The organism is Microbacterium sp. P2_F9 (genome assembly GCF_056403635.1).
Map to the genome: position 1 here is coordinate 1 of NZ_JBFUFC010000096.1, position 13,794 is coordinate 13,794.

Below are 13,794 nucleotides of genomic sequence, written 5' to 3' on the forward strand. Positions count from 1 at the left end.
CTGTCGGAGCGGGTCCGCTACGCGGGCGCCCCGCTGCACTACAGCTTCGGTGAGGCCGACAAGCCGCGCGGTTCATGGATCGTCGATCTCGATGCGGTGGGCCTGGCCTCGGTGGAGTGGCTCGATCTGCCTGTTCCTCGGCGGCTCACGACGATCCGGGCGAGCCTCGACGAACTGCTCTCCGACGTGCGATTCACGGATGCTGAGGACGCCTGGGTGTGCGCGCAGTACACCGATGCCACCCCCCAGCTCGATCCGATGCGTCGCCTCCAAGCCCGCTTCCCGCACTGCGCGACCGTGATGCATCTGCCTGAGGGCCGCCGCGAAGCCGACGGACTGACCTACGCGGGGCGCGTCCGCGCGGCGCGCAGCGACACCGACCTCATCGACACGTTCCTCGCGCACGTCCGCGACGGCGAGGGCGCCTCAGCCCGGGAGGCGGAGCTCATCCGCGACCTCATCGACGAGAGATCGCTCGCGGAGGCGTCTGCGTGAGGCTGCATCGACTCGAACTGGAGGGGTTCGGTCCCTTCCGTGAGCGGCAGGTGGTCGACTTCGACGCTTTCGCCGACGACGGGATCTTCCTCATCGCGGGGCGCACTGGCGCAGGCAAGTCGAGTGTGCTCGACGGCGTGTGCTTCGCGCTCTACGGCGGCGTGCCGCGCTACGACGGCGTGGAGCGACGGCTGCGCAGCGACCATTGCGGGCCCGATGACCCCACGTCGGTGACCGTCGAGTTCAGCGCGGCCGGTGGGAGCTGGCGGGTGACCCGCTCGCCGGAGTATGAGCGGGCGAAGAAGCGCGGCAGCGGAACGACGCTCGTGGGCGCCGATGCGCAGCTCGACGAATGGAACGGCGCCGGCTGGATCGGGCGAGCCTCCGGGGCCCGCAACGTCGGCCTGGCGCTGGAGGACGTGCTCGGGCTCAGCCAGCAGCAGTTCCTGCAGGTGATCCTGCTCGCGCAGAACCGGTTCGCCGAGTTCCTGCTCGCCAAGAACGACGAACGCCAGCGGCTGCTGCGGCGGCTGTTCGGAACCCGTACCTACGAGGACTACCAGTCGGCGCTGGAACAGCGTCGCAAAGACGCCGAGCAGGCGCTCGCCTCGGCCGGCGAAGGCGTGTCACTCCTCCTCGGCGAGGCCGAGCGAATCCTCGCCGCTGCCGAGCTCAGCGCCGAGGATGGGGCAGTCGCGGCCGATGTCGAGTCCCGCTTCGGCTCCGCCGACCTCGGCGCGCAGCGTGCGGCCTATCGTGCCGAGACATCCATCCGGGACCGGGATGCCGCAGACCTCGCTCACCGCGACGCCGAGGCATCGCACACCGCCGCGAAGGCGCTGCGCGACGCCCAGGAGCGTCGAGCGCGCTCGCGCGCGACCCTCGCGGAGCTCGAAGTGCTCCTGCCGAAGATCGCCGCGGATCGGGCCGTGCTCGATCGCGCGCACACGGCCGAAGCGCTGCGCGGGTCCATCGAGGCCGCGGCACGCGCGGCGGCGAGGGCCGCGACGGCCGCGTCCGACGTCGATGCCGCCCGGACGGCATGGGCCGCGGGGGGAGACGATCCCGACGTCGATGCCGCCGACCTCGAACGCGTCGTCGATGAGCTGACGGGCGACCTCGCGCTGTGGACCGCGGCCGCCCTGCAGGAGCGCGAGCTCGCCGTCGCGCTGAGACACCTCGCCGAGGACGAAGCCACCGCTAGCGAATTCGAACAGGATCTGGCCGGCCTGGACGAGGGCCGCGCGGCGATCCCCTCGACCATCGCGAAGATCGACGAGGAGCTCGTTCAGGCCCGGGTGCTCGCCGACCGCCTCGAAGGCGCGAAAGATCGCCTGACGACGGTCACCGGTCGTCTGGCATCGGCGCGCGAGGCCGAGCGCCTCCAGATCGTCCTCCGAGACGCCGAGGCCGCCTACCTCGCCGCGAGCGGCCGGCACGACGAGGCCCGCACCCGCGTGACCGATCTGCTGCGCCGTCGTCTCGCGGGGCACGCGGGGGAGCTCGCGCAGGGGCTTGTCGCGGGCGAACCGTGCGCGGTTTGCGGGGCCACCGAGCACCCGCAGCCGGCGGCTCCGTCCGATGAGCCGGTAGGCGACGACGTCATCGCGGCGGCCGAGCAGGTTCGCGACGCCGCGGCGACGGCGGAATCCGCCGCTCGTGCGCAGGCCGACGCGGCACGCAGCGAGTGCGCCGCGGCGGTGGCGAGCGCCGGCGGTGAGTCGGTAGACGCTCTGGAGCAGGTCCATGCGGAGGCAGCCGCCGAGGTCTCGACCTCCCGGTCCGCCGCGGAACGACGCGACCGTCTCGCGGCGCAGCGCCAGGACCTCCAGGACGCCGATGCCGCCGTCGTCGCCGAGYGGGAACGCCTGGCAGGCGACCTCGCAGCGCTGCGGCTCGCGATCGCCGCAGCGTCGGCGGAAGTGGCGGCGACCAGTCGCACCATCGACGCGGCGCGTGCGGACTTCCCCTCCGTCCAGGACCGGATCGACCGGGCCACCGAGCGCCGAGATCGGGCACGCGTCCTCGCCGAGGCGCTCAGCGCCGACCGTGCGGCCGAGCGCGCCCGCCGCGAGACCGCAGGCGATCGGGATGACCGGGTGGCGGCATCGGACTTCTCCGACGCCGCTGAGGCGACCGCGGCTCTTCGCGACACGGACACCCGGGCGACGCTCGACGCCGGTATCCGCGAACACGAAGCAGCACTCCGGGCCGAGCGCGATCGGCTGCGCGAGCTGGAGCTCGAGCTTGCTGGCGCACCTGAGGACCTCATCGATCTCGAGCCGTCGAGCGCAGCCCTCGCCGCGGCCCGCGACCGCTGGAGTCGTGCCGTCGACCAGGCGGCCGAGGCCTCGCAGACTTCAGCGCGCGTGGCCGACCTCATCGACCGCGCGCGGACGGCCCACGCTGCCCTCGGCGACCTCGCGGCGGACAGCGCCGTCGTCACCCGCCTGGCGAACACGGTCGCGGGGCGCGCGCCGAACACCCACCGGATGACGCTCGAGTCGTTCGTGCTCGCGGCAGAGCTCGAAGAGATCGTGCTCGCCGCGAACCTGCGCCTCGGAGCGATGACCGCGGGACGCTACCTGCTGCAGCACACCGATGCGCGAGCCGCCCGCGGGGCGTCGTCCGGACTCGGGCTCGAGGTCATGGACGCCTACACCGGTCAGACCCGGCCACCGCACTCGCTGTCCGGCGGCGAAACGTTCCTCGCCTCGCTCGCGCTCGCGCTCGGGCTCGCCGAGGTGGTCACCGCCCGCGCCGGAGGGGTGCGACTCGACACTCTCTTCATCGACGAGGGCTTCGGCTCACTGGACGCCGACACCCTCGAACTCGCGATGCGCACCCTCGACGAGCTGCGCCAGGGCGGCCGCACTGTCGGCGTCATCAGCCACGTCGAGACGATGAAGGAGCAGCTGCCCGCTCAGCTGCTCGTCGAGGCGAGCACTCGCGGGCCGAGCGTCATTCGCCAGGATGTCGCGTCGACCGTCTGATTCCACAGCGTGCGCGCGTGTGATTGTGCGATCTTCCCAGCGCGGGATAGGGTGTGCGCGAGCCAGGCCCCTGGGGGACCTGCCGAAACCCGAAATCGCCGGAGATGTCGGTCGTGCACGCCCGTTCACGAACTCGCCGGTGTGGCATCGCTGGGGAGAGACCATGCACACAACTCGTAAGGCGCGCCGCATCCTGGCCACCGTCGTCACTGGCGCCGTGATCGTCGCCGGATCGCTGCTGGGCGGGTCCGCAGCCACGGCGGCCACGACGCTGCTGCTCCCGGCCCCGACAGCGATGGCCGCCCTCGGCGACTCCATCACGCAGGCGCTCATGACCTGCAGCAGCCTCTCCGGGTGTCCGGTGAACTCCTGGTCGACCGGTTCGGCGGCCAGCGTGCCTTCCCACGCCAAGCAGCTCGGCATACTTCCGGCCAAGGCTTTCAACGATTCCGTGTCGGGGGCCAAGGCCAGCGCACTGCCCGCGCAGGCGACGAAGGCGGTCGGTCAGGCCGCCGGCTATGTGACGATCGAGATTGGTGCGAACGACGCCTGCGCCAAGACGGTGGCGGCCATGACGCCGGTCGGGAAGGTCGGGGATGGCGCCGCCGGCACCTTCGCGACCAGCATCTCCACCGCACTGGCGACGCTCGCGGCCAGCCCCTCGCAGCCGCAGATCTTCGTGGCCTCGATCCCGAGCCTCAAGCAGCTTTACGAAGTGAACAAGAGCAGCTCGAGCGCTCGCTTCACCTGGACTGTGCTCGGAATCTGCCAGTCGATGCTGGCGAGCCCCACGAGCACCAAGCAGACCGACCTCGACCGCCGCATTGCGGTGCAGGCCCAGGTGGACGCCTACAACGCGGTGCTGGCTGACGTGTGCAGCAAGACCCCACGGTGCCGCTTCGACGCCACCGTCGCGACCACCGTTTTCGTTGCAAGCGACATCTCGACACGGGACTACTTCCACCCGTCGCTGGCGGGACAGGTCAAGCTCGCTCAGAACACCTGGGCCCAGACGCAGTACGTCAAGTAGCCGCTCAGGTCTGATCGGCGTGGCGCGCCGCCGCTCGATTGTGCGATCTTCCCGGCCGGCGTAAGGTTTGCGCCATCGGCCTGGGGGTCGTTGACCCGAAAACTCCGGTGACATCGGACGTGAGCACGACCGCGCGATGATCCGGCCAGACTCCGATGGGGAGAGAGCCATGAACGAACCACGTCGGACGCGCGGTGTCGTCGCCGCACTCATCGTCGGAGCCGTCCTCGTCGCCGGCTCGATGATCGGAAGTGCAGGAGCCTCGGCCGCGCCCGGCGCGAAGCCTTCGCCTGCGCCAACTGCAACGTCCACCCAGGCGCCGGCGCCCAAGGGAAAGCCGACCAGAACGCCGATCGCGACGCCCACGTCGACGCCCACCTCGACCCCCACGTCGACCCCGACCTCGACGCCCACGTCCACGCCCACGTCCACGCCCACGTCGACGCCGACTTCGACCCCTACCGCGACGCCCACTGCGACGCCGACAGCAACGCCCACCGCGACGCCGACCTCGACCCCAGCACCGACGAAGAWCGTTGCCGCACTCGGTGACTCCATCACGCAGGCGATGTCGTCGTGCGGAAGCATCAGTGACTGCCCGGCGAACAGCTGGGCGACGGGCACCAACGTGACCGTGCAGTCCGTCGCCTCGCGGCTTGGAGCGACAACCCGCTTCAACGATTCGGTCAGTGGCGTCAAGGCAGACGCCCTGCTCGGACAGGCGAAGCAGGCGGTCGCTCAGCAGGCGCAGTATGTGACGATCGAGATCGGTGCGAACGACGCCTGCACCCCGTCGGTCGCGACGATGACCGACCACCAGGTCTACTCCGCCAACATTTCTGCAGCCCTCACCGAGCTCTCGAAGCCGACCGGCTCACACCCGAAGATCTTCGTCGCATCGATCCCGAACCTCCTGACGCTGTACTCCGTCAACGCGAGCAGCCTCAGTGCCCGGTTTATCTGGACTCTGGGGGGCGTCTGCCAGTCGATGCTGGCGAATGCCGGAAGCACCCAGCCCGCGGATGTCCAGAGGCGCAATGACGTGCAGGCGCGAGTCACCGCCTACAACGCGGCGCTCGCCGCTCTCTGCACCGCCGCGATCAACTGCACCTTCGACGGAAACGCCATCGCAACCACGGCGTTCCTTTCCAGCGACATCTCGACGAACGACTACTTCCACCCGTCGCTGGCCGGGCAGACGAAGTTCGCGGGGGTCGCCTGGACGGCCTCGCACTGGGTGCCGTAGGCCCAACCGATCAGGCGCCGTACTCGTCCTGGATTCGCTCGCGCAGCTGGTGACTGCAGGCGGTCACGGTTTCGCGCCAGTCGGTCAGAGCGCCGTCCTGTGCGCGATCCGAGACCGCCTTCAGCACGCGGATCGGCACGCCGAACCGCTCGGCCACCCACACATAGGCGTAGGTCTCCATGTCGACGAGGCCCGCACCCAGCGGCCGGATCACCGAAACGGCCTCAGCGTCATCGACGAAGTGGTCGCCAGTGGCGATCGTGACGCCTTCCCGCCCGAGTTCGAGGCGGGTCGGCAGCGAGACGTGCTGGCCGACGATCCCGTCGATGTCGGTCACGTCATGCTGGATCGCTGAACCGACTTCGTAGACGGATGCCTCGAGCAGAGGGTCGATCGCCCCGGCCGTGCCGACCACGACGATCTCGTCGTAGTCCGCGGCCTGCAGCGCGCGGGTGAGCTCGAAGGCGCCCTGCAGCTTGCCGGGTCCGGTGACCAGGCGGTCGAATCCGGGGAGTTCGGCGGGAAAGGCGATCAGTTCGGCCTCGAGGGCCGCGACGAGGAGTCTCACCGCGCCAGTCTGTCAGGACGGCCTGAGCGCGACGCTCAGCTTCCGCCGGAGATGATCCCGATGATGCCCGACCCCAGCATGTAGACCCCCACGGCCCCGACGACGACCCAGATGGCGATCCGGGACGGCGAGGGCTTCTTCGAGTCGGGTGCGGGGCTGCTCACCCTTCGAGGGTACGTCCATTCCGCCTGGGCATCAGCCGCGCAGCCCGATAGGGCGGACGAGGATCTGGCGTTCGTCGCGCACCCACCGCGCGCGCACCGCCCGGAATTCGGCCCGGGTGGCGAAGCGGTAGCGATACGAGACCACCCGCACCCAACGCGGTCGCTCGCCGCGGAACGGGTCGCGGGCGAGCAGGCGCAGGGTCGCGGCATCCGCTTCCAGGAGGCGGAAGAGGAACACCTGGAACCAATCGTCGAGCGACCGCCCGAGCGGGAGGAACCACATCAGCCAGTCCAGCCTCAGGTGATAGGGCGCCCATTGGCGCGGGATCCGGCGGACGTCGCCTGGTTTGCCCTTGAAGTCGTACTCACGCCAGTCCGCGGCATCCGGATTGTGGTCGAGCGTCCCCTCGACGACGTACTCGATCCGGCGCTTCGTGACGGTGCCGAACGCACCGTAGGCGTTGGCGAGCTGCCAGCGGTTGAAGCTCGCGTTCATGAGCTGCCTGCGGGCGGTGAGATTGCGGGCCGCCGGCCAGCTGATCACGAGGTAGAGCACGCCCACGGCGCTCGTGACGACGAGCCACGGCCCAGCGATCGCAGCGGCCGGTCCCTGAGCCTGTCGGAGGGCGGGCAGCCCGATCGCCGAGAACGCGAGCACGATCGTGGCCCAGTTCAGCCACGCGAAGTTTCCGGTGAGCACGAGCCACAGCTGCGTGGCGAGGACGACGGATGCCGCGACCGCGCCGACGATCGCCGGCACCGGTCCTGGCACCACGAGCCCGAGGATCGGCGCGAACAGGAACCACGGCACGACCAGCTGCGCGAAGTGGTTGCCGATGACCTCGAACCGATGGAACCACCTGGGGAGGAGGTGCGCCTGACGGCTGAGCGGACCAGGCATCGGCTGCGTCTCGTGGTGGTAGGTGAGTGCGGTGAGATCGCGCCACTCCCGCCCACCGCGGATCTTGATCATCCCCGCGCCGAACTCGAGCCGGAACAGCAGCCACCAGAACAGCACGATCACCGCGGTCGCTGGCGGCTGGTCATCCGAACCGAGGAAGGCGGCGAGGAACCCCGCCTCCAGCAGCAGCATCTCCCAGCCGAAGCCGTAGAAGGTCTGCCCGATGTTCACGATCGACATGTACGCGCCCCACAGCAGGAGGAAGCACAGCGCCGGCACCCAGGGCGGCCCCAGCTGCGGGAGCCCCGCGACCAGGGCCGCGGACACGATGATCCCGCCCGCACAGAGCACCACCAGGCGCCGGTCGGTGTACCGCAGCCATCGGAACAGCGTGGGACGCAGCATCCGTCCCCGGCTCTTCGATGACCGCGCCCACTCGAGCAGCTCGGGGGCGGGGAGGAGGCCGTGCTCGCCGAGGAGCGGCCGGAACTGGTTCAAGCTCGAGAGGAAGGCGATGAGGTAGAGCGCGGCAATCCCGCGCTGGAGCACCTGCCGCGCGAACTCGAAGTCGACCGCCGCGAACCCGTCCATGGGTCAGTCCTCGAAGAGGTCCTCGAGTTCGACCGGAATTCCGGCGGCGTCGGTGAGGGCCTGGCGCGCTGCGAACCACCCCGGCATGCCGGTGATCCCGGGACCGGGCGGAGTCGACGCCGAAGCCAGGTAGACCCCGCGCAGCGGCGTGCGCCACGGGGTGCGCGAGACGACCGGCCGGCGGAACGCCTGGGCGAAGGTGAAGGCGCCGCCGAGGATGTCGCCGCCGATGTCCGACGGGTTGAAGGCGGCGCGGTCCGCGGCGCTCATCGAGTGCGACGCGAGGATCCGGTCGCGGAACCCCGGCGCGAACCGCTCCACCTGACGGGTGACGAGCTCGGTCGGGTCGAGCGTGGACCCGGACGGCACGTGGAGGTACGCCCACAGCACCTGCTTGCCGTCCGGCGCCCGCGAGTCGTCGAGGATCGACGGCTGCACGGCCAGCACATACGGCGCGTCGCTCACCCGGCCTGCGGCGACCGCGTTCTCGCTCGCTTCGATCTCGGCGCGGGTTCCGCCGAGGTGCACGGTCGGCGCGCGGCCGACGTCCGGGTGCGACCAGGGCACCGGGCCGTCGAGCRCGAAGTCGACCTTCGCGGCGCCCGCCCCATAGCGATAGCGCCGGATGCCGCGGGCATACCGTGCAGGCAGGTCGGGGTGGGTCAGCACGAGGCGCGGCGAGGTGTCGAGCAGCAGGAGGTCACCGGCATCCGGATCTCCCCAATCGAGTGTCGCGAGCGAGGTGACGTTCGAGTTGGTGCGCACCTCGCCACCGTGCGCGCGCAGGTCGGCGAGCAGCGCGTCCGAGATCGACTGCGCACCACCACGTGGATACGCCCAGCCGTCCGGCCCGTGGGCGTGCGCCAGCAGGAACAGCGCCGAAGCCGCCGCGCCGACCGTGGGCAGCTGGGAGTTGGCGTGTGCCACGACCCCGGCGTAGAGCGCATCCGCCTCCTCGGTCGCGAAGGTGCGGCGTCCGAGCGACGTGCCCAGCTCCAGGGCGCGCAGACCAAAGCGCGCGGTCGTCACCGGATGCCGCGGCATCCGGATCAGCTGATTGCCGGTGAAGTCGACCACGCCGTCGAGATGCTCGCCGAGCGGCCGGACGACGGCCTTCCAGGCGCGGCCGTCGGGGCCGAGGGCGTCGGCGGTGCGGTCGATGTCGCGCCACGCGATCGCCGCACGGCCCTCGCCCGCTGCGCCGTCGAGGAGCTGCGCGAACGAGGCCTCCGGCACGATCCACGAGGTTCGCTCGCGAAGCCCGAAGGCACGGAAGAAGGGTGAGCTCAGCGCCGCGGGGTGCACGGCCGAGCAGACGTCGTGCCGGAAGCCCGGGAGGGTAAGCGGGGCGGTGCGGACGCCGCCGCCGATCGTGCTCGACGCCTCGAGCACCACCACCTCGAGGCCCGCCCGGGCGAGCGCGACCGCCGCGGCGAGTCCATTGGGCCCGCTGCCGACGACGGTCGCGCGCCTGGCCATGGGGTCAGTCTCCCACTGCGGCGAGGGTCTTCGCGCCGGATGAGTGCGTGCAGTCAGGCCGACAGTCCCGGCGTTCGCCGAGGGCGTCGGGCGCGCTGAGTGCAGGTGACCACGGGATGCGCCAAGATGAAGTGCGATCGTCCGCAGGAAGAGGTGCTCTATGGAATCCGTGCTGCTCGACACCCCGAGTGGGATCGGCGCCCGACTGGGCTGGGACCCGAAGCTCCCCGAGCACGACCGCAAGCGCATTCTGGCGCGGCAGATCATCTCGGCCCGGATGGGCGTCGAGGAGAAGGCCGTGCGCATCCACCGCGAAGCGCCCGCGCAGTTCGGCTTCCACACCCAGCTCTTCGCCGAGATCGACGAGAAGGAGCTGCCGCTGGAGATCCGCACCGCGAGCTTCCGCGGAGCGACGGTGGCGGTGGTCGCCGACGACGGCGTGCAGCTCGGCATCGACCTGCGCGACACGCAGCCTGACGAAGCCACGCTGGCCGATATGCGCAAGCACTCGCACATGGTCAACATCGATGACATGTCGGCACTGATCTCGCACTGGACCAAGGTGCAGGCCGTCCGCGAGGCCGACGGCCGCGGCGTGCGGATGAAGCCCGAGTACGTTCGGCTCGACCTCTCCAAGCACAAGGGCTGGATCCCCGACCGCCCGGTGCACTACTCGCTGGTCGACCTGTCCCGCGACGGGTGGGTCATCACCCTCGCCTACTCGAACGAGTCCTGACCCGCGCCCGACCTAGTCCTCGACGAGGTCGGGGAGCGCGGACTTCAGCTCGGCGATCCAGGCGCGCGCGTTGCCGTCCGACGGGGCGCGCCAGTCGCCGCGCGGCGACAGCGAGCCCGCCGGCGACACCTTGGGGCCGTTCGGGATCGCCGATCGCTTGAACTGCGCGAACGCGAAGAAGCGGTTCAGGAACACGTGCAGCCACTTCGCGACGGTCGGCAGGTCGTACGCGTAGCGGTCTTCGGAGGGGAATCCGGGGGGCCAGGCTCCGGCATCCGCGTCCTGCCATGCCCGCTCCGCGAGGAAGGCGATCTTCGAGGGCCGGAACCCGTAGCGCAGGATGTGGAACAGCGCGAAGTCGTGCAGGGCGTACGGGCCGATGCGATCCTCGGTGGACTGCATGCGGCCGTCCTGGCCGGCGGGCACGAGCTCGGGGCTGATCTCGGTGTCGAGCACCGCCTGCAGCACCTCTTTGGCGTGGTCGCCCAGCGGGGTGGTCTCGTCGTCGTGCGCGATCACCCACCGGATGAGGTGCTGGATGAGCGTCTTGGGCACGCCCGGGTTCACCGCGTAGTGGCTCATCTGGTCGCCGACCCCGTAGGTCGACCAGCCCAGGGCGATCTCGGAGAGGTCTGAGGTGCCGATGACGATGCCGCCGTGCTGATTGGCGAGCCGGAAGAGGTAATCGGTGCGCAGCCCCGCCTGAACGTTCTCGAAGGTGATGTCGTGCACCGGCTCGCCGTCGGCGTAGGGGTGCCCGATGCGATCGAGCAGCTCCAAAGCGGCGGGGCGGATGTCGATCGTCTCGATCGACGCGCCCACCGCTTCGGCCAGGGCGATCGCGTTGGCCTTGGTGTGCTCGCTGGTGGCGAATCCGGGCATCGTGTAGGTCAGGATGTCGCTGCGCGGCCGGCCGAGCCGGTCCATCGCGCGCGCAACCACGAGCAGCGCGTGCGTCGAGTCGAGGCCGCCGCTGAGTCCGAGCACGGGCTTCGGGCCGCCGATCGCGCTGATCCGCTGCACCAGGCCCGAGACCTGGATGCTGAACGCCTCGTAGCAGTCCTGGGCGAGCCTGGCCGGGTCGTCGGGCACGAACGGGAACCGGTCGAGGGTGCGCTTCAGGCCGATGTCGGCGGCGGGCGGGTCGAGCTCGAAGTGCACCGTCCGGAAGTAGGCGTCGTGGGTGCGGCGGTTGTCGTCGAACGTCCCCTGCCGGAGCCGATCCTGGCGGAGCCGATCGAGGTCGACGTCGGCGACGCTCCGGCGAGGGCCGTCCGGGAAGCGCTCGGTCTCGACGAGCAGAGTGCCGCCCTCGTAGATCATGGTCTGGCCGTCCCACGAGACGTCGTTCGTGGACTCGCCGGCGCCGGCCGCGGCATAGGCGTAGGCGGCCAGGCAGCGAAGGGACTGCGACTGGCAGAGCGCCTTGCGATCGTCCGCGCGGGCGATCGTGATCGGGCTGCCGGACAGGTTGAGCAGCACCGTGGCGCCCGCGAGGGCCGCGAGCGACGACGGCGGGATCGGCACCCAGACGTCTTCGCACACCTCGGCGTGCAGGACGAGACCGGGCACATCGAGGGCCTCGAACAGCAGGTCGGGCCCGAACGGGGCCTCGAGGTCGGCCACCCGGATGTCTTCGCCCTGCTGGTCGTCGCCGGGCGCGAACCAGCGGCGCTCGTAGAACTCGCGGTAGGTCGGCAGGTACGACTTCGGCGAGACGCCCAGCAGCTCGCCGCGGTGGATCACGACGGCGCAGTTGTACAGGCGGTTGCGATGGCGCAGCGGCGCGCCCACGACGAGCACGGGGAAGAGATCGACGGATGCCTCGACCAGCCGTGCGACGGCGGCCTCGACGGCGTCGAGCAGGGCATCCTGCATCAGGAGGTCGTCGATCGAGTACCCGCTGAGACACAGCTCGGGGAAGACGGCGACGGCGACCGACTCGGCATCGCATTCTCGGGCCGCCTGCAGCACAGCCTCGGCGTTCGAAGCCGGGTCGGCGATCGCGACGGGAATGGTGCAGGCGGCGACGCGCGCGAAGCCATGCCGATAGGCGCTCTCGAACGGGAGGGCTGTGCTCACCGTCCCAGTCTGGCAGGTGGCGGGTCGGCCTCGACAGGCGACGCGCGCGCGGGCATGTCGGGGCTCGCGGCTATCGTCGAGGGCGGAAGGGCATCATGCGATACATCGAAGGCGAAGGCCGGATCGTCTGGAGTGCGAGCGACCTGAAAGCCGCCGCCGAGTGCGAGTTCGCGTGGCTGCGGGCGATCGACGCACGACTGGGTCGTGTGCCGGCGGTGGTCGAGCCGGAAGATCTCACCCTGGCACGCGCCGGCCGCCTCGGCGGAGAGCACGAGCTTCGCGCCCTCGCCGCCTACCGGGCGGCGCACGGCGAACGCGTGGTCGAGATYGCCGCGGCGCGGTCGACGGATGCCGCGGCTCTCGCCGAAGCCGTCGCGCGGACGAATGAAGCACTGGCGTCCGATGACGTGACGGTGATCTACCAGGCCGCGTTCTCGACCCCCGACTTCGTCGGCTTCGCCGACTTCCTCGTGCGCGACCCTTCGACAGGCTCAGGGCAGGCTCCACATGAGGCCGGCCGCTGGATCGTGCAGGACACCAAGCTCGCGCGGCGCGCCAAGGTCACCGCGCTCATGCAGCTCGCGGCCTATGTCGATCAGCTCGATCGCCTCGGGGTGCCGCGCGCCGATCGGGTGGAACTGCTGCTCGGCGACGGCACGGTGAGCGTGCACGAGGTCGCCGACATCTTCCCGGTGTTCGAACTCCGCCGCGCGCGGTTGCGCGCCCTCATCGACGACCGCGAGCTGACGCTCGGCGCACAGGGCGCCGCCATCGCCTGGGGTGACGGGCGCGGAGAGCTCGGCGTCGTCGCGTGCGGTCGCTGCGCCACCTGCGACGCAGAGGTGATCGCGGGCCGCGACCTGCTGCTCGTGGCCGGGATGCGACCCGTGCAGCGCGAGCGACTTCGCGCGGCCGGCATCCTCACGATCGACGACCTCGCCACCGCGACCGCTGTGCCGGCGCGGATGAGCGCCGACACGTTCGCGATGCTGCGCACCCAGGCTCGCCTCCAGCTGGCGAGCCCGGCCGGGAGCGGCATCCCTCCGCTCGTGGCCCACCCGGAGGATGGTGGTGAGCATGCGCCCGCGACCGAATCGGGCGTGGTCGTGCCGACCTTCGAGGTTGTGCTGCCGCAGGCGCTCGGCGCGCTGCCTCGGCCCGACCTGGGCGACCTCTTCTTCGACTTCGAGGGCGACCCGCTGTACACCGAGGCGCCGGATGCCATGGGCGTCCTGCAGTGGGGGATCGACTACCTGTTCGGGTGGGTGGATCTGCGGGAGCAGTACACCCCGCTCTGGGCGCACAGCTTCGCGCAGGAGCGGGTCGCGCTGGAGACCTTCCTCGACTTCGTCGCGCTCCGCCGCCGCCAGCACCCCGGGATGCACATCTACCACTACGCGCCCTACGAGCCGACGCACCTGCTGTCGATGGCAGCGCGGCACGGCATCCGCGAATCCGACGTCGACCGACTGCTGCGCGATGGGGTGTTCGTCGATCTCTATCCGATCG

The 13,794-nt window shown here is 70.6% G+C and carries 10 protein-coding genes and 1 pseudogene; 6 read left to right on the top strand and 5 right to left on the bottom strand.

Translation table 11 applies throughout. From position 1 onward, the window contains the following. The 4 genes from AC1DVT_RS11480 to AC1DVT_RS11495 all read left to right on the top strand — a co-directional run. Positions 1 to 495: exonuclease SbcCD subunit D C-terminal domain-containing protein (locus tag AC1DVT_RS11480; protein ID WP_477389031.1), on the top strand; the 495-nt coding region annotated here is incomplete at its 5' end. Then, positions 492 to 3,488 carry an AAA family ATPase gene (locus AC1DVT_RS11485; protein WP_477389033.1) on the top strand — a complete coding sequence of 999 codons (2,997 nt, stop codon included), beginning with the start codon at positions 492 to 494 and terminating at the stop codon, positions 3,486 to 3,488. The genes AC1DVT_RS11480 and AC1DVT_RS11485, both read left to right, overlap by 4 nt. Before the next feature lie 163 nt (positions 3,489 to 3,651). After that, on the top strand, positions 3,652 to 4,518 hold the full coding sequence (locus AC1DVT_RS11490) for a GDSL-type esterase/lipase family protein (RefSeq protein ID WP_477389035.1): 867 nt from the start codon (positions 3,652 to 3,654) through the stop codon (positions 4,516 to 4,518). A gap of 169 nt (positions 4,519 to 4,687) precedes the next feature. Further along, a complete protein-coding gene (locus AC1DVT_RS11495) occupies positions 4,688 to 5,764 on the top strand; it encodes a GDSL-type esterase/lipase family protein (protein WP_477389037.1) in 1,077 nt (358 codons plus the stop codon). Between the two features lie 10 nt (positions 5,765 to 5,774). Here the strand turns inward: AC1DVT_RS11495 and AC1DVT_RS11500 are convergent, their stop codons facing one another. From AC1DVT_RS11500 to AC1DVT_RS11515, 4 genes are read right to left on the bottom strand one after another with little or no spacing between them, the layout of a single operon-like run. Next, entirely contained in the window at positions 5,775 to 6,332 is a 558-nt protein-coding gene (locus AC1DVT_RS11500) for a phosphorylase family protein (RefSeq protein WP_477389039.1), read from the bottom strand. 35 nt (positions 6,333 to 6,367) lie between these two features. Next, complete coding sequence (locus tag AC1DVT_RS11505; RefSeq protein ID WP_457098976.1) at positions 6,368 to 6,496, bottom strand: hypothetical protein; 129 nt, start codon at positions 6,494 to 6,496, stop codon at positions 6,368 to 6,370. Positions 6,497 to 6,527: 31 nt separating this feature from the next. Then, complete coding sequence (locus tag AC1DVT_RS11510) at positions 6,528 to 7,988, bottom strand: lipase maturation factor family protein (RefSeq protein WP_477389041.1); 1,461 nt, start codon at positions 7,986 to 7,988, stop codon at positions 6,528 to 6,530. A gap of 3 nt (positions 7,989 to 7,991) precedes the next feature. Then, on the bottom strand, positions 7,992 to 9,467 hold the full coding sequence (locus tag AC1DVT_RS11515; protein WP_477389043.1) for a phytoene desaturase family protein: 1,476 nt from the start codon (positions 9,465 to 9,467) through the stop codon (positions 7,992 to 7,994). A gap of 160 nt (positions 9,468 to 9,627) precedes the next feature. Here AC1DVT_RS11515 and AC1DVT_RS11520 point away from each other — a divergent pair, with 160 nt between their 5' ends. After that, the gene (locus tag AC1DVT_RS11520; protein WP_457098979.1) at positions 9,628 to 10,203 is read left to right on the top strand and encodes a hypothetical protein; all 576 of its coding nucleotides are present in this window, start codon (positions 9,628 to 9,630) and stop codon (positions 10,201 to 10,203) included. A gap of 12 nt (positions 10,204 to 10,215) precedes the next feature. Here the strand turns inward: AC1DVT_RS11520 and AC1DVT_RS11525 are convergent, their stop codons facing one another. Continuing rightward, positions 10,216 to 12,285 (bottom strand): NAD(+) synthase, encoded by a 2,070-nt coding sequence (locus tag AC1DVT_RS11525; RefSeq protein ID WP_477389045.1) that lies wholly within the window; start codon positions 12,283 to 12,285, stop codon positions 10,216 to 10,218. A gap of 95 nt (positions 12,286 to 12,380) precedes the next feature. Between AC1DVT_RS11525 and AC1DVT_RS11530 the strand changes: the two are divergent. After that, positions 12,381 to 13,794: pseudogene (locus AC1DVT_RS11530) on the top strand (DNA helicase); the annotation flags it as partial.